Here is a 22818-nt window from a genome sequence, read left to right as displayed (position 1 = left end):
AACCTCAGGCGGCAGACTGGATCGCCGAAAGCTTCCAGTCATTGGCCGGCTTGCGCACGAAGGTCCAGACTTCGACAGCTTCGGTTTCGTGGTTCGGATCGCCGTCAACGACGTTGCCGCTGTTGCGATCGCGCAGGAAGTCGATCGACGAATAACGCAGTGCCACCGTCGCATATTCTTGGCCGTTTTCGCGCCATGCTTCGGACAGATCGCCCTGAAGCAGCTTCACGTCCTTCACCTCGTTCTTGACGCCATTGGTGGCGTTCTCACCGAGTTCTTCGGCAAGGTAGGACATGGCTTCCGGCGTTGTGAGAGCGCGCAGCTTGGCATAGTCTTCGTCACCATAGGCACCCTGCACGTCCGTCAGCAGCTTCTCGAACTGGCTGAGGTCGCGGTTGGTGATGCCGACTTCGTCGGTTTCCGGGCCGGCCTGACGCGGCGCAGCAGTTTGACCGCCACCAAAGCCCGATGCCGAACCGCCGCCAAGCGAACCGATCTTCGGGATCTGGAAACCGCCGCCCTGTCCCGGCTGCTGGGACTGGTAGGCATTGTTCTGCGGCTGCTCGCGGTCATCCGAACCGTAGCTGCGGGCATTGCCCGCAGGACCGGCCGCCTGCTGCTGGCGGCGACCGAAGAAACGGAAAGCCAGCATGGCAAGGCCGCCGATCAGCGCGATCTGCAGCAACATACCCATGAAACCGGCCATGCCGCCGAAACCGTTACCCATCAGCATGCCGAACAGGCCACCGAGAGCCAGACCGCCGAGGAGGCCGCCAAACATCCCGCCGAACATGCCCGGACGACGCTGCTGCGCGGCCTGGCCCATGCCGTTGGCTGGGCTTGCGGCGTTCTGCTGCGTATTCGGTGTCATCGAACGGTTGATGCCGTTGGCTGCACCCGGCGCCGTATTGGTGGTCGGCGGGGCCGCAAAGGTGCGCGTGCCGCGGCTGCCGAAGCTCGAACCGCCGCTGGCGCGACGTGCTTCCGCCATATCGACGGCTGTTAGAGAAACTGCCATTCCGACCGCGAGGATCGCGAAGAGTTTCTGGAAACGCCGAAGCTTGGATAACATCAAATTCTCCTCTGGCCGCCCAATGCGGTCCTTGCCCTGATATGGGGAATGATGGCCGGATTTTTAGAGGCCCCGCCAATTTTTCCCGCTTTAGTAGCTATCCGACTTCACGACGAGAGCCAATTGACCGAAATACAACCAAAGGACGTTTTCAGATGTGATCCGATCACATAATCGAGAGCAGCACGGAAAAAGGGCCCGATGCGGCAAGCACCAGGCCCTTTTCCGTTTTCCTTGGGAGGAAATGAACTTCGAAGACCGAAAGTCTCAGTCGACGTTGAACACCAGTTGACGTGCCTGGCGGATCGCCTCGTTGGCCGTCAGCTTGTCGAGCACATCCTGCGCCACCGGACCGTCGACATAAAGAAGAGCGATGGCATCGCCGCCACCCTTCTCGCGACCGAGCTGGAAGTTGGCGATGTTGACGCCGGCATTGCCGAGCGTCGTGCCCATGAAACCGATCATGCCGGGAACGTCGGTATTGGAGATATAAACCATGTTGGCACCCACATCGGCATCGAGGTTGATGCCCTTGATCTGGATGAAACGTGGTTTGCCATCGGAGAACACCGTACCGGCAACCGAACGGGTCTGCTTTTCGGTCTTCACCGTCAGCTTTATGTAACCGTCGTAAACGCCGGTCTTGTCGCGCTTGACCTCGGAAAGCACGATGCCCTTTTCCTTGATCATGATCGGGGCCGAAACCATGTTGACGTCGGCCACCTGGTTGCGGATCAGACCGGCGAGCAGTGCCGAGGTCAGCGCACGTGTGTTCATATTGGCCGTCTGGCCATCGAACAGGATCTCGATTTCCTTGATCGGGTCATCCGAAACCTGGCCGACAAAGGCGCCGAGAACGTCGGCAAGGCGAATGAACGGCTTCAGGATCGGCGCTTCTTCAGCGGTGATCGACGGCATGTTGATGGCGTTGGAAACGGCACCCTTGACGAGATAATCCGACATCTGTTCGGCAACCTGCAGGGCAACATTTTCCTGCGCTTCCGTGGTCGATGCGCCCAGATGCGGGGTGCAGACGACATTCGGAAGACCGAAAAGCGGGCTCTCCGTAGCAGGCTCGACCTCAAACACGTCGAAACCGGCACCGGCGACATGACCGGACTTGATGGCTTCGGCAAGGGCTGCCTCATCGACCAGACCGCCACGGGCACAGTTGATGATACGAACACCGGGCTTGGTCTTGGCAAGGTTCTCCTTGCCGAGAATGCCGCGGGTCTTGTCGGTCATCGGCACATGCAGGGTGATGAAGTCGGCGCGGGCGAGCAGGTCTTCAAGCTCGACCTTCTCGACGCCCATTTCCTGCGCACGCTCGGTCGACAGGAAGGGATCGTAGGCGATGACGTTCATGCCAAGGCCGATCGCCTTCTTGCAGACGATGCCGCCGATATTGCCGGCACCGATGACGCCAAGCGTCTTGCCGGTGATTTCGACACCCATGAATTTCGACTTTTCCCACTTGCCGGCCTGGGTCGAGGCATCAGCCTGCGGCAACTGGCGGGCAACGGCGAACATCAGCGCGATGGCATGTTCCGCGGTCGTGATCGAATTGCCGAACGGGGTGTTCATGACGATGATACCGCGCTTGGAAGCGGCCGGGATGTCGACATTGTCGACGCCGATACCGGCGCGACCGATGACCTTGAGATTGGTTGCGGCAGCGATCAGCTTTTCCGTCGCCTTGGTGGCCGAACGGATGGCGAGACCGTCATAATTGCCGATGATCTCGGCAAGCTTGTCCTTGTCCTTGCCGAGTTTCGGCTGGAAATCGACTTCGACGCCGCGATCGCGGAAGATCTGGACGGCGGTTTCAGACAGTTCGTCGGATACGAGTACGCGAGGTGCCATGGTTTGGGCTCCTGAAAAAGGGTTCAGTCTTGAGAATGCGGGATGAGACGGTGCCGCACTCTCTTGAACAAGAGAGAAGGCGGCACCGGAAATCGGATCAGGCAGCAGCCTTGGACAGCGTCGCCTTCTGCGTTTCGAACGCGTAAGCGAGCCACGGCATCAGCGCCTTCATGTCGGCCTCTTCGATCGTGGCACCGGCCCAGATGCGAAGACCGGACGGCGCGTCACGGTAGGCACCGACATCGAGCGCAACGCCTTCCTTTTCGAGGATCGACGTCATGCCCTTGGCAAAGGCCGCCTGCGCATCGGCATCGAGAGCGGCGACATCGGCGTCGGCAATTTTCAGGCAGACGGAGGTGTTGGAACGGGTCTCGTCGACCTGCGCCAGATTGGCGATCCAGTCGTTTGCCGCGACGAAATCGAAGATCACCTTGGCATTGGCGTCGGCGCGGGCGATCAGGCCTTCAAGACCGCCGATCGACTTTGCCCAGTTGAGCGCATCGATATAGTCCTCGACGCAGAGCATCGACGGCGTGTTGATTGTTTCGCCCTTGAAGATGCCTTCGGAAAGCTTGCCACCCGAAGTCATGCGGAAGATCTTCGGCAGCGGCCAGGCCGGAACATAGGTGGTGAGCCGTTCGACGGCGCGTGGGCTGAGGATGATCATGCCGTGACCGCCCTCGCCGCCCAGAACCTTCTGCCAGGAGAAGGTCACGACGTCGAGTTTGGCAAAGTCCATGTCCTGCGCAAACGCCGCAGACGTGGCGTCGCAGATCGTCAGGCCCTTGCGGTCGGCCGGAATGAAATCGGCGTTCGGAACGCGGACGCCCGAAGTGGTGCCGTTCCAGGTGAAGACCACGTCACGATCGAAATCGATCGTGGAAAGGTCGGGCAGCAGGCCGTAATCGGCCTCGATCTTCCGGACGTCCTTGAGCTTCAGCTGCTTGACGACGTCGGTGACCCAGCCGGCACCAAAACTTTCCCAGGCAACCATGTCGACGCCGCGCTCGCCGAGCAGCGACCACATCGCCATTTCGACAGCGCCGGTATCGGAAGCCGGAACGATGCCGATGCGGTAGTCGGCCGGAACGTTCAGAATTTCGCGGGTGAAATTGATGGCCTGTGCCAGCTTGTCCTTGCCAACTTTGGCGCGGTGCGAACGACCGAGCGGGGCATCGGAAAGCGCTTCAAGCGACCAACCGGGACGCTTGGCGCAAGGGCCAGAAGAAAAATGGGCGTTATTCGGACGGATGTCCGGCTTTGCGGCGGCATTGGCCATATGTATACCCTTCCAGGTAATTGGCTCCTCGTTGGGGAGGAGTGTCCCGCCGTCGTGAATATGCCTGTCGGCTTTCACAGTCAAGCGGGTTGCCATGCGGCCGAAAATTTTCTGTCCCGCAAACGTCCCGACCGCCGTCGGATCTAAGTCACATGCCGAAAACGCAAAGAGCCGCCCGAAGGCGGCTCTGCGAAAAAGATAGGAAGCTTACTTGTAGACCAGCGGTGCCGGTTCCGGTTCGTAGGCTGCCGGCGTGTCACAACCACTGAAATTGTAGCGCGCACCGATTCGGGCCTCGTGCGAGGAGATACCCTTGTCGCGGCCCGGACCGCCATTGTCCGCATATCCGAACATGTCGCCACCGACGATGTAGCGGTAGCGGTAACCGATATCGGCCTTGAGGTTGCAGGTAATATCGACCGTGGTGCCGGCCATGATGGCGTAACTGAGGCGCCATTTGCCCTTGTCGCCATGTTCGGTCGTGTAGCAACCGGGTGCCGAAGGATCGTCGCAGATCGTGTTGCGCAGCTTGTCCCACTTCACGTAGGAGCCGCCGATACCGGCGCCGAGATAGGGCGTGAAATAGCTGTAGGTGCCGAGGTCGACATAGGCGTTCGCCATCAGCGAATAGGCCTTCATGCTGGAGCGGTCGTCCGATGTGCACGCCACGCCGCTGCAGAAGCCGCTGGTGCCGCCGTTAAACTTCGACTTGCCGAGATAGTCGAAGGTCAGGTCGGTTCGCAGGTAATTGTTGATCTGGTAACCGACACCGCCGCCGAGGACGAAACTGTCCTTGAGATCGGTATGGCTGAAGTCGACCATGTTGCTGTTGGAGCCCTGGAAGAATTCCGCCCCGCGGATGCGGTTGAAGGAATAACCCGCATCACCGCGAAGGTACCAGCCACTGGCTTCCTGCACCGTCACTTCCGGTGCTTCCAGCATCGGCGCCGGCTGCGGTTGATAGAGGTCCGCGGAATGGGCGACGCCAGCCGACAGCATTGCTGCGGCAATTGCGGCTGCAAGACGCTTCTTCATATTCGGTTCTCCAAGCTTCAACGCGGATGGTAAGCATCACGCGTCGGCCAACATATTTGGTATGGAGAATGAAGGATAAAAGTTAAGCCCCGCTTAACTATACGCATTTACCGATCTGTTCCTTTCCGGGACGTCCGCGTTATTTGCCGATTTCACGGAAATGTCAGTTCTTCCCGGATGGAGCCGATCCCTTTCTGCTGCGTTGACATGCGCATAACGAGAAAGGACTTGGCCGTGAAGCAAGTGAAAGACGATGCCGGCAAATCGATCGTCAACAAGGTCGACGTCCCTCGCCCCATCGCCGAGCACGGCGCCATCGGCAACATGCGAACCATCGCTCTCGTCGCCAAGGACTGCGCGATCGATTATCTATGCTGGCCGAATTTCGACAGCCCGAGCATCTTTGCGGCGCTGCTCGATCCGGAAAAGGGTGGTGCATTCGAACTGCAGCCGAAAATCGACGGTGCCCGCCGCCTTCAGATGTATGTTCCCGAAAGCAATGTTCTCATGACGCGCTGGCTCGGCAATGATAAAAGCGCCGAGATAACCGACCTGATGCCGTTGCCGAAGAGCGAAAAGGAACCCTCGGCCCTCATTCGCCGGGTGGCCGTCACCCGCGGCGAAGTCAGCTTCGTGCTGAAATGCTGGCCGCGGTTCGATTATGCCCGCCAGACGCCGAAAGTGGTGACGCGAAAAGGCCATGCACTCTTCCATTGCGGCGACTTCACCCTGCGCCTGTCCGGTCCCGTTGCCTTCCACGGCAAACATGGCGCGGTGACGGCCGAATTCACCCTGAAGGGTGGCGAAAGCATCGACTTCATTCTTGACGGAGACGAAACGCGCCACGCCCCGGACAAGGCGGCAATCGAGGCGACGATCCGCGAGACGACCGACTACTGGCAGCGATGGGCGAAAAAATCCACCTATCGCGGCCGCTGGCGCTCTTCGGTCACCCGTTCGGCATTGGCGCTGAAGATGCTGACCTCGGCGGAATATGGCTCGATCGCCGCCGCCGGCACATTCGGCTTGCCGGAGGCGCCGGGCGGAGAGCGCAACTGGGATTATCGCGCCACCTGGATCCGCGACGCATCCTTTTCCATCTACGCGCTGATGCGCCTCGGTTACTTGGAGGAAGCAAGCGCCTTCGGTCGCTGGATCAGCGAAAGGACCGACCGTTCCGACGGGAAGGTCCAGATCATGTACAACATGGATGGCAGCCGCGTGGCGCGTGAGGGCTCGCTCGACCATCTTTCCGGCTATGGAGGCGCCCGCCCGGTGAGGGTCGGCAATGACGCTGCCGGTCAGGTGCAGCTCGACATCTATGGCGAACTGCTCGATTCCATCTACATCACCAACAAATACGGCGGCTCCATTTCCCACGAGAACTGGCTGGCGGTCAGAAATGCCGTCGATCATGTCTGCGCAGTCTGGCGTGAGCCGGATGCCGGCATATGGGAGGCGCGCAGCGAGCCGCAGGAACATCTCCACTCGCGACTGATGTGCTGGGTCGCTGTCGACCGTGCGCTGAGGCTGGCCCAGAAGCGTTCGCTGGCAGCACCTTTCGGCCAATGGGTGGAGACCCGCAATGCCATTACCGAAGATATCTGGCAGAATTTCTGGAACGAAAAGCATGGCCATTTCGTCCATGCCCGAGGCGGCACGCAGCTGGACGCCTCGATGCTGATGATGCCGCTCGTTCGCTTCATCAGCGCCACCGATCCGAAATGGCTTGCGACGCTCGATGCGATATCGCGGGAACTTGCCGACGACAGCCTCGTGATGCGTTACAAATGGCAGGATGGGCTGGGCGGTAAGGAAGGCTTCTTCGGTGCCTGCTCGTTCTGGTTCGTCGAGTGCCTTGCCCGCGCCGGTCGCCTGCAGGAGGCCGAGATCAACATGGAAAAACTGCTGCTTTTCGGCAACCACCTGCAGCTTTATGCCGAGGAATTCGATCCGCGGGGCGAGTTTCTCGGAAACTTCCCGCAGGCCCTTACCCACCTCGCCCTGATCAGCGCCGCCTTTTATCTCGACGGCGCGCTGGACGGGAAGTTCAGGGAATGGCGGCCGTAAATTGGGGCAGCAAGCGTCCGCGAAAGAAAGGCCCCTCCCACCCGTCCCCGCAAGGGGGAGGGCTTAACCAAGCCGCAGCCTCATGGCGTCATATAAAGGCAGCGGACGCGGCAAAGTCTCTCCCCCTTGTGGGGGAGATGGCCGCCAGGCCAGAGGGGGACTTGCCGAAACACGGCGAGCAATCCGATAATTAAGCAGCTTCCGACCGGACATTGCCGATCACGTCGATCAGGCCGTTGACGATCTTTTCGACCTGGGCACGATCGTCGCCTTCCGCCATCACGCGGATCAGCGGCTCGGTGCCAGACGGGCGGATGACCAGACGGCCCTTGGCGCCGAGTTCGGCTTCCGCATCGGCGATCGCCTGGCGAACCATGGCATCTTCGAGCGGCTTGCCGCCGGCGAAACGAACATTCTTCAAAAGCTGCGGCACCGGTTCGAACCGGCGGCACACTTCGCTTACCGGACGACCGGACTTCTTGACGCAGGCAAGGATCTGCAGAGCCGCCACAAGTCCATCGCCGGTCGTGCCGAAATCCGACAGCACGATGTGGCCGGACTGCTCGCCGCCGACGTTGAAATCATTGTGGCGCATATGCTCGACCACGTAACGGTCGCCGACCTTGGTACGCGCCAGCGTCAGGTCCTTGGACCCGAGGAAACGCTCGAGCCCGAGATTGGACATCACGGTCGCGACAATGCCGCCACCCGTCAGGCGCTGGTCCTGCGCCCAGCTTTCCGCAATCACCGCCATCAACTGGTCACCGTCGATGATCTCGCCATTCTCGTCGACGATGATCACCCGGTCTGCATCGCCATCGAGTGCGATGCCGATATCGGCGCGTACTTCATGGACCTTCTTCTGCAACTGTTCCGGGCTGGTGGAGCCGCAATCGAGATTGATATTGGTGCCGTTCGGTTCATTGCCGATCGTCACCACTTCCGCACCGAGTTCCCACAGCGCCAGCGGCGCGACCTTGTAGGCAGCGCCATTGGCGCAGTCGATCGCAACGCGCAGTCCGTGCAACGTCACATCGCGCGGCAGCGTCCGCTTGGCCTGCTCGATATAACGGTAAATGTCGCCCTCGACGCGTTTCGCCCGGCCGATATCTGCGGACTTGGCGAGCTGGGCATGCAGGTCGCTGTCGAGCAGGTCTTCGATCCGGGCTTCCAGTTCGTCGGACAATTTGTAACCGTCCGGGCCGAACAGCTTGATGCCATTGTCCTCGAACGGGTTATGCGAGGCCGAGATCATCACGCCGACATCGGCACGCAGCGAGCGCGTCAGCATCGCCACGGCCGGCGTCGGGATCGGGCCAAGCAGGAAGACGTCGAGCCCGGCCGCCGTGAAGCCTGCGACCATCGCATTTTCCAGCATGTAACCCGACAGGCGTGTATCCTTGCCGATTACGACGCGGTGGCGATGGTTGCCGTTGCGGAAGATTGTCCCAACCGCGATGCCCACCCGCATGGCGAGATCGGGCGTCATCGGGAAGACGTTGGAATGTCCGCGAATGCCATCGGTACCGAAATAGCGGCGTGCCATGTAATCTCCTTCATCATCGCTCGATCTGCGCGCTGCGGATCAGGCAAGGCCTGTGCGTCCGCTGCCGCGTCATTGAGGATCGGCGTTATCCGGCTCATGCCACAGGTTCGGGGCACAAGCACTTAAATTAGCATCAAAGCCGATCATATCCCGTGACCGGATAAGTCATCGTTAACATAAAAAAGCCGCCCCGGATCACTCCGCGGCGGCCTTTGTCAGTCTCATCATCCGCTTAGTGCGGCTGGGGCTCGAGCCCGCCTTCGGGTTCGCCACCCTTGGGCTCATCCTTCTTGGTGCCGGTGCTCGGTACCGCTGAACCGCGCGCCGGTGCCGAATCGTCACCGAGATCGCGCGACGGCTTGTCGCCTCGCATCAGCGCCTTGATTTCCTCGCCCGTCAGCGTCTCGTATTCGAGAAGACCTTCGGCAATCGCGACGAATTCGTCGTGATTTTCGGTGAGGATACGGCGAGCCTCGGTATAGGCCTCGTCGATCAGCCGGCGGACTTCCGTGTCGATCTTCTGTGCCGTCGATTCCGAAACATTCTTCGACTGCGAGACGGAATGGCCGAGGAAGACTTCCTGCTGGTTCTCACCATAGGAAACCTGACCAAGCACGTCGGAGAAGCCCCATTGCGTGACCATGGCACGAGCAAGCTTGGTAGCCTGTTCGATGTCGGAGGACGCGCCGGACGTGATGTTCTCCTTGCCGAAGGTGATTTCCTCGGCAACGCGGCCGCCCATCATGATGACGAGGCGTGAGACCATCCACTTGTAGCTCATCGAATAGCGATCGCCTTCCGGCAACTGCATCACCATGCCGAGCGCACGTCCGCGCGGAATGATCGTAGCCTTATGCAGCGGATCGGCGACGGGCACCTTGACGGCCGTGATCGCATGACCGGCTTCATGATAAGCGGTGAGCTTCTTTTCGGCTTCGGTCATGGCGGACGAGCGGCGTTCCGCCCCCATCATGATCTTGTCCTTGGCGTCTTCGAATTCCTGCATGGTGACGAGGCGCTTGTTGCGACGCGCAGCCATCAGGGCCGATTCGTTGACGAGGTTCATCAGGTCGGCACCGGAGAAACCGGGCGTCCCACGCGCAAGAACCTTGAGATCGACATTCGGTGCCAGCGGAACGTTGCGGGCATGAACCTTGAGAATACGCTCGCGACCGACGATATCCGGGTTCGGCACGACGACCTGGCGGTCGAAACGGCCCGGACGCAGCAGCGCCGGGTCGAGAACGTCCGGACGGTTGGTCGCAGCGATCAGGATCACGCCTTCATTGGCCTCGAAGCCGTCCATCTCGACCAGCAGCTGGTTGAGCGTCTGCTCGCGCTCGTCATTGCCTCCGCCGAGGCCTGCGCCACGATGACGACCGACGGCGTCGATTTCGTCGATGAAGATGATGCAAGGCGCATTCTTCTTCGCCTGCTCGAACATGTCGCGGACGCGGCTTGCACCGACGCCGACGAACATTTCGACGAAGTCCGAACCGGAAATCGTGAAGAACGGCACATTGGCCTCGCCGGCAACCGAGCGGGCGAGCAATGTCTTACCGGTACCCGGAGGGCCGACAAGCAGCACGCCGCGCGGAATACGACCACCGAGCCGCTGGAACTTCTGCGGGTCGCGCAGGAATTCGACGATTTCTTCGAGATCCTGCTTGGCTTCGTCGACGCCGGCGACGTCTTCGAAGGTCACGCGGCCATGTGCTTCGGTCAGAAGCTTGGCCTTGGACTTGCCAAATCCCATCGCGCCACGCGATCCACCCTGCATCTGGCGCATGAAGAACAGCCAGACGCCGAGGATAAGCAGCATCGGCAAAAGCGTGCCGAGATAGCTGAGGAAGCCCGAGGAGCCATCCGTTTCCGGACGTGCAACGATGGTGACGTTCTTTTCCTGCAGGCGTGTGATCAGCGAATCGTCGATCACGGGCGAATAGGTCTGGAAGCCCTGGCCATTCTCGGCATAGGTACCCATGACACGGTTGCCCGTTACCACGACGTCACGAACACGCCCAGAATCCACGTCCTTCAGGAACTGCGAATAAGGAACTTCGCGGGAACTGGTCTGCGTGGGCGCCGTCTGGAACATGCTGAACAACGCGATCAGCAAGAGGGCTATGATAGCCCAGAGGGCAAAATTACGAAAGTTTGGGTTCATCGAACTCCCCGGACTGCAACGGCCGACGCTGGCGCGGCCGCCTTTCTTGCCCATAACATAAGGTTGCGTCACGCCCTTGCCAAGGCAAGGTGGCGTCGCCGTTTAGCTTTTCCGCTCGAAAACCTTAATTGGAGCGGCCGGAAGTGCCTCGCATCCGAACAATTCCGCGAATTCCGCCGCAAGAATAAGATCGAACTGCGGCAAAAAACGGTCGAATGGGGCAAGCAAGGGAGCGCTGATCACAGTCGGGTTATTGCTATCGGCAATCTGCGGCGGCACGGAGCCGACATGCGGCATCACAGTCATGGCGCGCATCGCAATCGCCGGCGGCACGTCCGCAAACATTGCGGTTGCACGCGTCCTGTCCGGCACTGACGGTCCGATAATCACCTGTCGGCCAGTCTTGTTGCTGAGCCGGTAGCGCATGTCCCACACCACGTCCTGATCGGCCGCGACATGGATCGTCGGCAGATCGCGGCTTTCCCGATGCATGAACAGACCCTGCCGGCGCAGGTCGAAGATCACCCGCCCGGCCGTCATGCGGCCCATTTGCCGCCCCTCGAGCATTGCCATCACGCGATCCATCGTCGAGGCCGCCGGTAGGTGGGACCGCCCGCCGAGAATGGCGGTCAGCACGGCCAGAAGATGGCGCAGGGCATCGACAGGCTCGTTCAGCGCTTCAGACGCAAGCTCGGCCAAGACATTGTGCCGGATCACCAGATGGCGGCGGCAGATCCCCGCCGCCTCTTCCGAAAGGCGTGTCCGTCGCCGGCCCGCCACTTCGAGGTCATCGATTCGTTCCGGCGGCGCGGTGGTCATCGCGCCCCGAACGCGCACCCGTTCGTAATGCCGATCGGTATTGCTGGGATCGTCTACCCATCCCCTGCCCTGTTGACGCAGAAAAACACGGATTGCCTCGCGGCTGGTCGACAAAAACGGGCGCAGCAGCCAACGGCGGCGATCGACAAGCACGGCCTCCGCCATCCCCGCCAGACCGAGATTGATCTCCGCCTTGCTGCGGGCGGCACGCATGGCGATCGTTTCCCGCTGGTCGTCGCCTGTATGGCCGGTGACGATGACATCGGCGTCAAACGCATCGGCGGCCTGCATCAGCAGCCGGTATCGGGCATCGCGCGCGGCGGCGGAAATGCCGGCCTTCGGCTTTTCGCCGCTCCAGCGCAGGATCTTGTGTGGAATTGAAAGCTCGCCACAGAGCCGGGCCACGTCCTCGGCCTCTGCCGCGGCCTCGGGCCGCAATGCGTGGTCAACGGTCGCGGCGACCAGCGCATGGTCGAATTTGCCGTTTGCCACAAGCGCCTGATGAAGAGCGACAAGCAGGCCGAGCGAATCGCTTCCGCCGGAAACGGCAGCAAGGATCGTGCTTGGGCCGGTCAAATGGTGCAGAAAAGTTTCGGCGGCATCGCCGACAGCAGACACGAAATCCTGATTATCCGGCACGGCAGCGCCGCCGCTCAGCAACCGAGACGCTTCTGCTCGCTGCTGACCTTGGACAATACGGCCTTGGCGGCGTTCGGATAACGACGCGGCACTTCCTTCAAGGTCGCACACGCAGTGTCGGAATTATCGAGTGCGGCAAGAGACATGCCGAGCTTCAAAAGCATTTCCGGCGCCTTGGGTGATTTTCCGTAGGTCTGGTGAGCATTGAGGAAGGTTTTGGCTGCCTCGTTATATTTGCCCTGCGAATACTGCGCTTCGCCCAGCCAGAAATTGGCATCGGCCAACCGGCTGCTCTTCGGATAGGCGCCGATATAGCTTGAGAACTCGTTTTCGGCGAGGCCGTAATCGCCGGTCAGTACGTGATCGTAGGCAACCTTGTAATCGTCGCCCTCACTGCCGAGCGAGGCTGTCTGCTGAGGATCTCTTAGCCCCGACTGACCGGCTCGCGGCGCGCCGGTGTCCACCCCCGGCAAAGCCGAGGAATTGCGGGCGGAATCATTGCGGTTTGTCCCGATCGGGTTGCCGTTCTGATCGAATTCCATCGAGCCGAGCGTCGTCGGGGCCGGCGCAGAATTGCTCTGCGCCGCGCCACCGGAAGGCCCGTCGATGATCCGGGCAACATCGTCGCCGCCGCTTGAGGACGCACCGGAAGATGGTGCGGCCGGCGACGCAGACGACGAAGGGCGGCTGGACGCCACGGCCGGTTGCCCGGTCGTGTCGCCCAAATCGCTTCTCTTCTTCTTTTCCAGTTCCTGGAAGCGGAATTCGTTATCTTCCTGCGTTTTGCGCAGTTGCTCCTGCATCTGCAGCAGCTGATAACTCATTTCCTCGATCCGGCCGTTCAACTGCCGGAGCTCTTCCTGAAGCTGCTGGATACGAACGGCATCATTGCTCTGCGCCAGGATCACCGGCCGGTCTTCGGCCCCCTGTTGGGTCTGTGCCTGTTGCGGAGCGCTTTGCTCGCCCTGGAAGAGTTTCGGCAATGAAAACTGGAAGGCCCCGGCAGGGCCCGTCATTGCCGCCAGCCCTAGCATCGCTGCCAAGACAATTTTCTTCATGTCGTTCGTCCTGCTCTCTGATTTGCGCCGGATTGGCGCGAAACGGATTTTTTATAACTGCCGCCAAAAAGCAACCAAGCCGACGTTCAAAATCAGGGGAATCGGGGCCAAACTAAGGAAAAACAAAAAAGGTGGCCGCAAGACCACCTTTTCTTAACGAATTGTCATCTTTCAGCGGCACTTTCAGGCCGCCGCCAGATTACATGCCGGCGCCACCGAGAACGGTAACGGCACGGCGATTCTGCGACCAGCAGGAAATGTCGTCGCAAACTGCGACCGGACGTTCCTTGCCGTAGGAGATCGTCTTCATGCGGTTTGCCGGAACGCCGCGCGAAGCAAGATATTCCTTGGTAGCAGCGGCACGACGTGCGCCGAGTGCAAGGTTGTATTCGCGAGTGCCGCGCTCGTCGGCATGACCTTCGACGGTGATCGCGTAGTTCGGGTAGCGGGCCAGCCACTGAGCCTGACGATCGAGCGTCTGCTGGGCGTCTGCGCGAACCGAGGTCGAATCGGTGTCGAAGAAGATGCGGTCGCCGACATTGACGGTGAAGTCCTGGCTCGAGCCGGGCGTCGCGGCCCCGCCACCGAGGCCAAGCTCGCCGGCGCTGTTCGGCAGGTTCTTCTTGTTGGCGCAACCAGCAAGCGCCAGGGCCAGCGTGAGCGCGATGACGGCGGGGTTGCGAGCGAGTGTCTGCATGCGGCTCATCGCCGGGGTATCAATGCGGCTCATGGCCGGTCTCTCCTTGGATGGTGAAATTCAGAGTTGCCAGACTCTAACCGGATTGGGTTAACCATATTCAAATGGCTATGGTTAACCAAACCTTCCGGTATCCCTTATCTGCCCCATTCCCGCGAGATTGAGGCAGCAAAGAGGCGAGATCGCCTCAAGCTTGATTGCAGACGTTCACAACTCTACTCGAGCAGTGGCGACCATGCCGGGTCGGAACCGTAGGCGGGCGTCTTGACCATCTGTTCGTTGTAACCGGTCAGATCGATCGAATAGAGCTGCGGACCACCGGAACCGGCGGCCTGACGGAAGAACATCAGCACGCGGCCGTTCGGCGCCCAGGTCGGTCCTTCGTTGTGGAAACCGGTCGTCAGGATGCGTTCGCCCGAACCGTCGGGCTTCATCACGCCGATCGAGAATTTTCCGCCCGACTGCTTGGTGAAGGCGATCAGATCCCCGCGCGGCGACCAGACCGGCGTCGAATAGGAACCATCGCCGAAGGAAATGCGGTTCTGCCCGGAGCCGTCGGCATTCATCACGTAGATCTGCTGACGTCCGCCGCGGTCACTTTCGAATGCGATCCGCTGGCCATCCGGCGCATAGGATGGCGCCGTGTCGATCGCAGCGGTGGAGGTCAGCCGGGTCGTGGTGCGTGAACGCAGGTCCATCGTATAGATATTGGCATTGCCCTCCTGCTGAAGGCTCATGATCACCTTCTGGCCGTCCGGCGAGAAACGTGGTGAAAACGTCATGCCGGGAAAGTTGCCGACCACTTCACGCTGTCCGGTTTCCAGCTGCAGCAGATAGACGCGCGGCTGGTTGCCTTCGAACGACATGTAGGTGACTTCCTGCCGGTTCGGCGAGAAGCGCGGGGTCAGCACGAGATCCTTGGAATTGGTCAGCATCCGGACATTGAAGCCGTCCTGATCCATGATCGCGAGCTGGCGCTGACGGGCAGTCTTCGGCCCGCTTTCGGAAACGAACACGACGCGGGTGTCGAAATAACCCTTTTCACCGGTAATGCGCTCATAGATCGCATCGGCGATGATATGGGCCAGGCGCCGCCAGTTATCGGGCTGGGTGAAGAACTGCTGCCCGGTCATCTGGCTGCCTGCATAGGTGTCCCACAAACGGAACTCCGCACGCAGGCGACCATCTGCCTCGCGGCTGACGCGACCCACGACAAGTGCCTGGGCATTGATCGCCGTCCAGTCCTGAAAGCGGGGTGCCTTGTTCGGATCGGAGATCTTCTCGATAAATGCGGCCTTGTTGACCGGCGCAAACAGGCCCGACCGCTGCAGATCGGCGGCAACGACCTGGGCAATCTGGGCACCCAGCTCATTGTTGGACTGGAAGTCCGTGATGGCGATCGGCAAAGGCTGGACATTGCCCTTGTTGATGTTGATTTCCACCGCCGCTCGGGCGGGAGTGGAAAACGTCATCGCCATTCCGGCAATCGCCATCATGAGACCGATGAGGGAATGTCTGATCATATCACTAAAGCCTTTCAGCTACTTGATTTCCTAGAGCCCCAATTCACTGGGGTCGAAATTGACGGCGACTTCGCTCCAGGCGTCGTATTTGTCGATCGGCAGGCTCTTGAAGGGCTGCGACTTCAGCACTGCGCGCAGCGCGCCACCTTCCATTGTCCGGCGTGCCATCGAAGAGCCCCCAGTCGAGGTCACTTCCGGCTCGCCGATGATCATCCCCGATTTGTCGAGCTTGAACGTTACCCGGATCACCATGCCCTGCAATCCCTCGAGGCCGGCAACGGTGGACCAGTTGTTCTGGATCTGGCCTCGCAGCGCATCCATTTCGCTCAGGCTGAGCTTGGCCCCGTTGGACGGCTTGGTGCTGCCGGTAGATGCAGGAGAGGCCGAACGTTTCGCACCACCACCTGCCGCATCCTGCTTGTTGAGCAGGGAGGCGATCTCGTCGGCGTTGAAGTCGCTCTTCTGCGACGAGGAAGACTTGGCGGTTTCCTGCTTCTTGCCTTCCTTCTTGTCGGTCGGCTTGGCAGTCTCCTTGACCTTGGTATCCGTCTTGTCGGTCTTCGCCGTCTCGGTCGGCTTCGGGTCCGGCTTTTTCTCGACCGGCTTTTCAGGCGGCTTCTCGACGGGCTTTGCCTCTTCCTTCGGCGGCTCCGGCTTCGGCTTTGCGGCCGGCAGCGGAATAGCCGACGGCAGCGGCATTTCTTCAGCCTTGGTCTCGGTCGGTGCCGGCGTCGGCTCGGGTGTCGGCGTCGGGATCGGTTCAGGCTTCGGCGGTGTCGGCTCGGGCTTGGGCTGAGGCAGCGCCGCCATTTCGGTCGGCTTCGGCGCGGTCTCTTCCTTCACGATATCCTTGACATCGTTCTGCTCGGGCGTCGGGGTTGGCGTCGGGCGCTCGGACGGCTTCGGCGCGGCCGCAGTTTCTGCCTGCACCGGCTTCTTGGCCGGCGTCGGCGGCGTCTTCAGGTCAACATCGTTCTCGCCGGCATTTTCGGCGTTCTCGACGACCTTCTGATTGTTGGTCTGTTTCGGCGACGGCTTGTCGGACAGCGGAGCCTTTTTGTCGCCCTGCTGCATCTGGGTCAGGGACTCGACCGGCACGATATCGACGGGGAGAGCCTCAACGTCGGCCACGGTCAATGGCGCCGGCGCGCTGAGCGTCACCATCGCCCAGGTGAGAACCAGCGTATGAAGAACCAGCGATGTGCCGAAACTTCCCTTCATGGCACCCGATCACTTATTCGTATCTTGGAGCGTGACAAGACCGATATTCTTGTAGCCGGCAGCAGAAATCTGGGCCATCACCTTCATCACGCCACCATAGGCCGCAGCAGTGTCGCCACGCACATAGATGCGTTCGTTATAGCCTGTCGTCGCGATGGCCTGCAGCTTCGGCACGATCTCGTCGATGGCGATCGGAGTTTCCTGCAGATAGATCTGGCCTTCGGTATTGACCGAGATGGTGATCGGCTGGGTATCGGAATTCATTGCCTTGGCCTGCGTTTCCGGCAGGTCGATCGGCACGCCGACCGTCAGCATCGGGGCTGCAACCATGAAGATGATCAAAAGCACGAGCATGACGTCAACGAGCGGCGTAACGTTGATCTCGCTGATCACGCCACCCCGACCGCGGCCGCGACGTCCACGACGACCACCGCCCGATGCTCTGGATCCTCCGGCAGACATGCCCATGGTTCAGGTCTCCTTCGTCTGTCGACGGTTACTGCGCCGCCTGACGCGGCTGCAGTTTTTCGTCGATCTGGCGTGAGAGGATGGCGGAAAATTCATCGGCAAAGCCTTCCATACGGGAATGCAGTTTGCCGGACTCCGCCATGAATTTGTTATAGGCGATGACCGCAGGAATAGCTGCGACAAGGCCGATTGCGGTTGCGAGCAGCGCTTCCGCGATACCCGGTGCGACAACCGCAAGGTTGGTCGACTTGGAACCGGCAATGGCCTGGAACGAGGTCATGATACCGACAACGGTACCGAACAGGCCGATGAACGGACCAGCCGAACCGATCGTCGCAAGCGAACCGAGCCGCGCTTCGTAGGCCTCACCTTCGCGTGCCATCGTCACGTCCATCGAGCGGTCGATGCGCATCTGCAGGCCGATCGGAGAACGGGCACCACGCTCGAAGCTCTTCTTCCATTCGCGCATGGCGGCCACGAAGATGGCGGCAAGGCCGGTATTCTGGCGCTCGCCGAGCGTGCGATAGAGTTCTTCCAGCGACTGGCCGGACCAGAACACCTGTTCGAACTGATCAAACTGCTTCCGCGCCTTGGAGAAGCTGATGTATTTGTCGATCACGATCGCCCAGGTCCAGATCGAGGCGCCGATAAGCCCGACCATGACCAGCTTGACGATAATCCCCGCCTGCATGAACAGCGACCACAGACTGACGTCATGTGCCGCGGCTTCCAAAGCTACCTGTTCCATCAACTATCCCCGAATCCAAACGCCCGGCGTGACGACCGGGCGGGTTCCAAAGCGCGTGCTCGCAAAAATCTGATTGACCACCGAGAGCGCAGCCCTAACCCCAAGATGTCCTGAGTTTCTGCTTGGCTTCTCGCCTTCAAATTTGGTCAAAGGAAGGCGTGCGTTGCACAAATTCCTCACCGCCGAGTAAGACACCATTATCGTTAATAATGAGTTACAACACGTCGGCCTATGTGGCTGGGAAGACTCAAAAACCGACCGTCGGCGATGATTGCCGGTCGGCTGCCTGGATCCGATCAGGCCGATCGATTCGTGCTGCGGTTCGCGGGCATCGCAATCCGTCAGACTGGATGGCCGAGAAACTTCTCGGCGATCGTCTCCGGCAGCCGCCGCGGACGGCCGTGTTTGTTGATGACCGCGATCACCACCTTGGCAACGATCAAAAGCGTTTCACCGCGCCGGATCTGCTGGTTGAGCACCATCTTGGCGCCACCGGCCTTTTCGGTCGACGTCGTGATCGTGATAATGTCGTCCATCCGCGCCGGCTGTTTGAAATCGATCTCCATCCGGTGGACGACGAAGACCAGCCCCTCTTCATCCGCATCGATCAGCGCGCTTTGCTCGCAGCCGAGGCATCGCAGATAGTCGCTGCGTCCGCGCTCGAGGAAATGGAGGTAACGGGCGTGATAGATGAGGCCGGAAAAGTCGGTATCCTCGTAATAGACGCGCTGAACGAGACTATGGCCGTGCTCGGTCAATTCGCCCGAAAGGAGAAAATTTTCACTCTGCATGTGGCTTGCCTTGGAAAAACCTTATCGTCCACTGGATATTCGAGGCATGCTGCCCCACTATCCAACGGGCGTCATATTACCTCCCTAACAGGAATGTTTTAGAAAGCCACTGGAGAATTTTCATGAAGATAGCGGTAATGGGCGGCGACGGTTTCATCGGCTGGCCGACATCACTTCACCTGTCCCATGCGGGCCACGAGGTCCATATTCTCGACAATCTTTCCCGTCGCTGGATCGATACGGAACTGGGTGTCCAGTCACTGACACCGATGGACTCGATACAGGAACGCACCCGTATCTGGCACGCCGAAACCGGCCGCCGTATCCATTTCAACCTGATCGACCTCGCCAAGGATTACGAACTGCTGAAGAACTGGCTGGCGGAGCATCGGCCGGACGCCATCGTCCATTTTGCCGAACAGCGTGCCGCCCCCTATTCGATGAAAAGCGACCGCCACAAGAACTACACGGTCAACAACAACGTCAACGCCACGCATAATCTTCTGAATGCGCTGGTGGAGCTCGATCTCGACACCCATCTTGTCCATCTCGGCACGATGGGTGTCTACGGCTATTCGACCGTCGGCGCAGCGATTCCGGAAGGTTATCTGCCGGTCGGCATCGAAACGATGGCCGGCGACACGGTCAGCCAGGAAATCCTCTATCCGTCCAATCCCGGCTCGATCTATCACATGACCAAGTGCCTCGATCAGTTGCTTTTCCAGTTCTACGCCAAGAACGACCGGATGCGCATTACCGACCTGCATCAGGGCATCGTCTGGGGCACCCATACCGAGCAGACGCGCATCCATGAGCAGCTGATCAATCGTTTCGATTATGATGGGGACTATGGCACGGTCCTCAACCGCTTCCTCATCCAGGCGGCAATCGGCTATCCGCTCACCGTCCACGGCACCGGCGGCCAGACCCGCGCCTTCATCCATGTTCAGGATTCGGTGCGTTGCATCGAGATCGCCCTCAACAATCCCCCTGCCCGGGGCGGGCGCGTCGAGATTTTCAACCAGATGACCGAGACGCACCGGGTTCGCGACCTGGCCGAGATGATCTCCAAAATGACCGGCGCCCAGATCGCCTGGCTTCCCAATCCGCGCAAGGAAGCCCCGGAAAACGATCTCGTTGTCAGAAACGAGAAGTTTCTTTCACTGGGACTTGAGCCGACCACGCTTGGGGAGGGATTGTTGTCGGAGATCGTCGACGTTGCGAAGAAATACGCCTATCGCGTTGACCGGACTCGTGTTCCCGCGGTTTCGGCCTGGACAAAGGACATCGCCGCAACTCTCGAGCGCGACCCGGAAGGCAAACGCCTGAAGTCGGTTTCGTAAAACCTCCATCACGTCATCCTCGGGCTTGTCCCGAGGATCTGCCTTGGTCGAAGATAAGCTGACGGTAGTAGATCCTCGGGACAAGCCCGAGGATGACGACGGCAACCAAACTCGCAAGCGGCACCCGCCATGAAAAACGCTTTCGTCACCCTTGTCACCAATGCCGACTATGTCATGGGCGCCACTGCCCTCGCCCATTCTCTGCGCTGCACGGGGACGAAGGCCGATATCGTCATTCTCCACACCGGAGCAGTCACGGCGGAAGCATTGGCCAATCTCCAGTCGCTCGGCTGCCGCATCGTAACCGTCGAGCACCTGCCGCTGTCCGACGACTTCAACCAACGCCATGCACGAAAAAACCTGCATGGTAAGGCGCCCTTCACCAAGGGCCGCAAACCGGACTTCCACACGCCGCTCGATAATTTCTGCAAGCTGAGGCTCTGGCAGCTCACCGACTACAGAACCGTGGTCTTCCTCGACGCTGACATTGTTGTGTTGAAAAATATCGACAAGCTGTTCGATTACCCGCAATTCTGTGCCGCGCCGAATGTCTATGAGACACTTGCGGACTTCCACCGGATGAACTCCGGCGTTTTCGTCGCCAAACCGTCGGCAGAGACGTTCGAACGCATGCTTGCCGCCCTCGACCGGCCCGGCATGTTCTGGCGGCGCACCGACCAGACATTTCTGGAGAGCTTTTTTCCCGACTGGCACGGCCTGCCGGTAACAATGAACATGCTGCAATATGTCTGGTTCACCATGCCGGCCCTGTGGGACTGGCAGAACATCGCGATCCTGCACTACCAGTATGAAAAACCCTGGGAGACAGATCATCCCAAGGCCGAAAAACTGAAACCGCTGATCGACCTGTGGCACGCCTTCTACGAAGGTCGGAATATTCCGGACATAGCGGCTCTTCCGGGACCCGCACTTACAACGTCCGGAGAGCACGCGTGAGGGTTCTCGTCTCAGGCGGAACTGGCCTTGTCGGGCGTTATATCGTCGAGGGGCTTCTTTCTGCCGGCCATTCGGTCGTGGTCGGAGGACGAAATCCACCGGCTGAAAACCTCTTTACGGCCCCCGTCCGGTTCATCCGCCTCGATCTCGATCCGGCACTCGACCAGACGCATGCCTTTGCAGACGTCCAGGCCTTCGTCCATGCCGCCTTCGATCACCTGCCCGGCAGGTACCGGGGAGGTGAAGGAAATGATCCGCAGCGCTTCCGCACTCTCAATCTCGATGGCTCGATCAGATTGTTCGAGACGGCCAAGGCTGCGGGTGTCGGCCATGCCGTCCTGCTTTCCAGCCGCGCGGTCTATGACGGCATGCCGGTCGGCACAATGCTGAGGGAGGATCTGAAACTGGCTCCGACCTCCCTTTATGGCGAGATCAAGCTCGCCTGCGAGCAAGCCCTTGCCGGGCTTTCCGCCCCGGATTTCGTCACGGCAGCGTTGCGGGCGACGGGTGTTTACGGAGAGCTTCTTCCCAACAAATGGGAGGGCCTGATTACCGACGCGCTTGCTGGAAAAACGATTGCCCCACGCGCCGGAACGGAAGTCCATGGCGACGATGTTGCTGATGCCGTTCGCTTGATGATCGAAATGGATGACGCCGTCATCAACGGTGAATGTTTCAATCTCTCGGACATCACCGTCGATACGCGCGGGATCCTCGAACGGCTGGGCATTTCGGCACAACTCGTCGCGCTCACGGCGTTATCCGCCAACGTTATGGACACACAGAAGATCCGCCGCATCGGCTGGAAGCCGGGGGGAATGCGGCGGTTCGAAAAGACGATGATTGCTCTGGCGCGTCCGTTGGGGGCGGCTCACTGATGTGATGCATGACGCAGGACATTGCCGTCCTTGCCGTGTCGTTCGCTCTTGCGCCTGTTCTCCTTGCGGGACTCAATGACTTTCGCCTGCTGTTCAGCCCATTTCTGCCCTGCATCGCCGCCCCATAGCAGCCAGGCGATGTAACCGGTCGAAGGCTCTTCTTCGCTGCCGAAATTCTCGGCCCGCTTATCGACCTTGTGGCGTGCAAAATAGCTTACCATTCGCTTCACTGTCTGGTCGGAAAGCGATTTCCGGTGATGCAGGTCGCGGGCGCGCGCAATCCCGACAGTGGTTCCGCCGCGGCGAAATTTCGCGCGAAGTTTCAGGCCTTTTTCAGCGGCAGATGCAACATCGGCGGGCGGACGGTTATCGATCTGGACCTCAGTCATGCGCCCTCCGGAGTTCCGACAGGCTCTTCAGCACATGATCGCCATCCTGTTGTTCGATCAGGAAGGCCGGCTTCTGCTCGTTTGCCTTTCGCGTGATCGTCTTGCCCTTGATCTGACGCTCCACGGTCTCGGTGAATTTCCGGGTGACTTTGCCATGCGCCTTGAAGCGCGACCATTTCCATTCCACTTCGGTTCCGACTTGGATCTTCTGCATAAGCGGCTCCTTTCGCTCTAGGCAAACTCGATGAGCCTCAT

The 22818-nt window shown here is 60.1% G+C and carries 20 protein-coding genes; 4 read left to right on the top strand and 16 right to left on the bottom strand.

Annotation, left to right across the window (positions count from 1 at the left end; translation table 11 throughout):
- Positions 1-4: 4 nt before the first annotated feature.
- The 4 genes from AC2GXZ_RS02710 to AC2GXZ_RS02695 form a co-directional block, all read right to left on the bottom strand.
- Positions 5-1072: a Tim44 domain-containing protein gene (locus AC2GXZ_RS02710; protein WP_483757578.1), complete on the bottom strand. Its 1068-nt coding sequence runs from the start codon at positions 1070-1072 to the stop codon at positions 5-7.
- Positions 1073-1339: 267 nt separating this feature from the next.
- The gene (gene serA / locus AC2GXZ_RS02705; protein ID WP_483757577.1) at positions 1340-2935 is read right to left on the bottom strand and encodes a phosphoglycerate dehydrogenase; all 1596 of its coding nucleotides are present in this window, start codon (positions 2933-2935) and stop codon (positions 1340-1342) included.
- Positions 2936-3032: 97 nt separating this feature from the next.
- Positions 3033-4214 (bottom strand): phosphoserine transaminase, encoded by a 1182-nt coding sequence (locus AC2GXZ_RS02700; protein ID WP_483757576.1) that lies wholly within the window; start codon positions 4212-4214, stop codon positions 3033-3035.
- 207 nt (positions 4215-4421) lie between these two features.
- Complete coding sequence (locus AC2GXZ_RS02695; protein ID WP_483757575.1) at positions 4422-5249, bottom strand: outer membrane beta-barrel protein; 828 nt, start codon at positions 5247-5249, stop codon at positions 4422-4424.
- Positions 5250-5483: 234 nt separating this feature from the next.
- Here AC2GXZ_RS02695 and AC2GXZ_RS02690 point away from each other — a divergent pair, with 234 nt between their 5' ends.
- A complete protein-coding gene (locus AC2GXZ_RS02690) occupies positions 5484-7319 on the top strand; it encodes a glycoside hydrolase family 15 protein (RefSeq protein WP_483757574.1) in 1836 nt (611 codons plus the stop codon).
- 190 nt (positions 7320-7509) lie between these two features.
- Here AC2GXZ_RS02690 and glmM read toward each other — a convergent pair whose 3' ends face one another.
- The 10 genes from glmM to ybgC all read right to left on the bottom strand — a co-directional run bounded on the left by glmM (position 7510) and on the right by ybgC (position 18996).
- Positions 7510-8865 (bottom strand): phosphoglucosamine mutase, encoded by a 1356-nt coding sequence (gene glmM, locus AC2GXZ_RS02685; protein WP_483757573.1) that lies wholly within the window; start codon positions 8863-8865, stop codon positions 7510-7512.
- Positions 8866-9097: 232 nt separating this feature from the next.
- The gene (gene ftsH, locus AC2GXZ_RS02680) at positions 9098-11032 is read right to left on the bottom strand and encodes an ATP-dependent zinc metalloprotease FtsH (protein WP_483757572.1); all 1935 of its coding nucleotides are present in this window, start codon (positions 11030-11032) and stop codon (positions 9098-9100) included.
- 102 nt (positions 11033-11134) lie between these two features.
- A complete protein-coding gene (tilS, locus tag AC2GXZ_RS02675) occupies positions 11135-12511 on the bottom strand; it encodes a tRNA lysidine(34) synthetase TilS (protein ID WP_483757571.1) in 1377 nt (458 codons plus the stop codon).
- Complete coding sequence (ybgF, locus tag AC2GXZ_RS02670) at positions 12505-13548, bottom strand: tol-pal system protein YbgF (protein ID WP_483757570.1); 1044 nt, start codon at positions 13546-13548, stop codon at positions 12505-12507. Before ybgF ends, tilS begins: the two co-directional genes overlap by 7 nt.
- Before the next feature lie 199 nt (positions 13549-13747).
- A complete protein-coding gene (gene pal / locus AC2GXZ_RS02665) occupies positions 13748-14278 on the bottom strand; it encodes a peptidoglycan-associated lipoprotein Pal (protein ID WP_483757569.1) in 531 nt (176 codons plus the stop codon).
- A 182-nt stretch (positions 14279-14460) separates the two neighbouring features.
- Complete coding sequence (gene tolB, locus AC2GXZ_RS02660) at positions 14461-15768, bottom strand: Tol-Pal system beta propeller repeat protein TolB (RefSeq protein WP_483757568.1); 1308 nt, start codon at positions 15766-15768, stop codon at positions 14461-14463.
- A 30-nt stretch (positions 15769-15798) separates the two neighbouring features.
- Positions 15799-16989: a hypothetical protein gene (locus AC2GXZ_RS02655; RefSeq protein WP_483757567.1), complete on the bottom strand. Its 1191-nt coding sequence runs from the start codon at positions 16987-16989 to the stop codon at positions 15799-15801.
- A 9-nt stretch (positions 16990-16998) separates the two neighbouring features.
- Complete coding sequence (gene tolR / locus AC2GXZ_RS02650) at positions 16999-17457, bottom strand: protein TolR (protein ID WP_483757566.1); 459 nt, start codon at positions 17455-17457, stop codon at positions 16999-17001.
- 28 nt (positions 17458-17485) lie between these two features.
- Positions 17486-18205: a protein TolQ gene (gene tolQ, locus AC2GXZ_RS02645; RefSeq protein WP_483757565.1), complete on the bottom strand. Its 720-nt coding sequence runs from the start codon at positions 18203-18205 to the stop codon at positions 17486-17488.
- Between the two features lie 341 nt (positions 18206-18546).
- Positions 18547-18996, bottom strand: a complete 450-nt coding sequence (gene ybgC, locus AC2GXZ_RS02640; RefSeq protein ID WP_483757564.1) for a tol-pal system-associated acyl-CoA thioesterase — start codon at positions 18994-18996, stop codon at positions 18547-18549.
- Positions 18997-19118: 122 nt separating this feature from the next.
- Between ybgC and AC2GXZ_RS02635 the strand changes: the two genes are divergently transcribed.
- From AC2GXZ_RS02635 to AC2GXZ_RS02625, 3 genes are all read left to right on the top strand, one after another.
- Complete coding sequence (locus AC2GXZ_RS02635; RefSeq protein ID WP_483757563.1) at positions 19119-20339, top strand: NAD-dependent epimerase/dehydratase family protein; 1221 nt, start codon at positions 19119-19121, stop codon at positions 20337-20339.
- Between the two features lie 129 nt (positions 20340-20468).
- Positions 20469-21296 carry a glycosyltransferase gene (locus tag AC2GXZ_RS02630; RefSeq protein ID WP_483757562.1) on the top strand — a complete coding sequence of 276 codons (828 nt, stop codon included), beginning with the start codon at positions 20469-20471 and terminating at the stop codon, positions 21294-21296.
- Complete coding sequence (locus tag AC2GXZ_RS02625) at positions 21293-22174, top strand: NAD-dependent epimerase/dehydratase family protein (RefSeq protein WP_483757561.1); 882 nt, start codon at positions 21293-21295, stop codon at positions 22172-22174. The genes AC2GXZ_RS02630 and AC2GXZ_RS02625 overlap by 4 nt, the downstream gene beginning before the upstream one ends.
- Here AC2GXZ_RS02625 and AC2GXZ_RS02620 read toward each other — a convergent pair.
- Both AC2GXZ_RS02620 and AC2GXZ_RS02615 read right to left on the bottom strand, forming a co-directional pair.
- The gene (locus AC2GXZ_RS02620) at positions 22168-22563 is read right to left on the bottom strand and encodes a hypothetical protein (protein WP_483757560.1); all 396 of its coding nucleotides are present in this window, start codon (positions 22561-22563) and stop codon (positions 22168-22170) included. The genes AC2GXZ_RS02625 and AC2GXZ_RS02620 overlap by 7 nt on opposite strands.
- Positions 22556-22777, bottom strand: a complete 222-nt coding sequence (locus tag AC2GXZ_RS02615) for a hypervirulence associated TUDOR domain-containing protein (RefSeq protein WP_483757559.1) — start codon at positions 22775-22777, stop codon at positions 22556-22558. Before AC2GXZ_RS02615 ends, AC2GXZ_RS02620 begins: the two co-directional genes overlap by 8 nt.
- Positions 22778-22818 lie beyond the last annotated feature (41 nt).

Source organism: Aliirhizobium sp. YIM B11859 (assembly GCF_057163345.1).
This window is presented reverse-complemented; position numbering and strand designations above follow the sequence as displayed.

Coding starts and splice junctions, on each gene's coding strand:
- pal (WP_483757569.1), bottom strand. CDS start 14,278: ATGAGCCGCATTGATACCCCGGCGATGAGCCGCATGCAGACACTCGCT.
- AC2GXZ_RS02615 (WP_483757559.1), bottom strand. CDS start 22,777: ATGCAGAAGATCCAAGTCGGAACCGAAGTGGAATGGAAATGGTCGCGC.
- tolR (WP_483757566.1), bottom strand. CDS start 17,457: ATGGGCATGTCTGCCGGAGGATCCAGAGCATCGGGCGGTGGTCGTCGT.
- glmM (WP_483757573.1), bottom strand. CDS start 8,865: ATGGCACGCCGCTATTTCGGTACCGATGGCATTCGCGGACATTCCAAC.
- tolQ (WP_483757565.1), bottom strand. CDS start 18,205: ATGGAACAGGTAGCTTTGGAAGCCGCGGCACATGACGTCAGTCTGTGG.
- AC2GXZ_RS02695 (WP_483757575.1), bottom strand. CDS start 5,249: ATGAAGAAGCGTCTTGCAGCCGCAATTGCCGCAGCAATGCTGTCGGCT.
- AC2GXZ_RS02635 (WP_483757563.1), top strand. CDS start 19,119: ATGAAGATAGCGGTAATGGGCGGCGACGGTTTCATCGGCTGGCCGACA.
- AC2GXZ_RS02700 (WP_483757576.1), bottom strand. CDS start 4,214: ATGGCCAATGCCGCCGCAAAGCCGGACATCCGTCCGAATAACGCCCAT.
- ybgC (WP_483757564.1), bottom strand. CDS start 18,996: ATGCAGAGTGAAAATTTTCTCCTTTCGGGCGAATTGACCGAGCACGGC.
- AC2GXZ_RS02655 (WP_483757567.1), bottom strand. CDS start 16,989: ATGAAGGGAAGTTTCGGCACATCGCTGGTTCTTCATACGCTGGTTCTC.
- ybgF (WP_483757570.1), bottom strand. CDS start 13,548: ATGAAGAAAATTGTCTTGGCAGCGATGCTAGGGCTGGCGGCAATGACG.
- ftsH (WP_483757572.1), bottom strand. CDS start 11,032: ATGAACCCAAACTTTCGTAATTTTGCCCTCTGGGCTATCATAGCCCTC.
- AC2GXZ_RS02620 (WP_483757560.1), bottom strand. CDS start 22,563: ATGACTGAGGTCCAGATCGATAACCGTCCGCCCGCCGATGTTGCATCT.
- serA (WP_483757577.1), bottom strand. CDS start 2,935: ATGGCACCTCGCGTACTCGTATCCGACGAACTGTCTGAAACCGCCGTC.
- tolB (WP_483757568.1), bottom strand. CDS start 15,768: ATGATCAGACATTCCCTCATCGGTCTCATGATGGCGATTGCCGGAATG.
- AC2GXZ_RS02630 (WP_483757562.1), top strand. CDS start 20,469: ATGAAAAACGCTTTCGTCACCCTTGTCACCAATGCCGACTATGTCATG.
- AC2GXZ_RS02710 (WP_483757578.1), bottom strand. CDS start 1,072: ATGTTATCCAAGCTTCGGCGTTTCCAGAAACTCTTCGCGATCCTCGCG.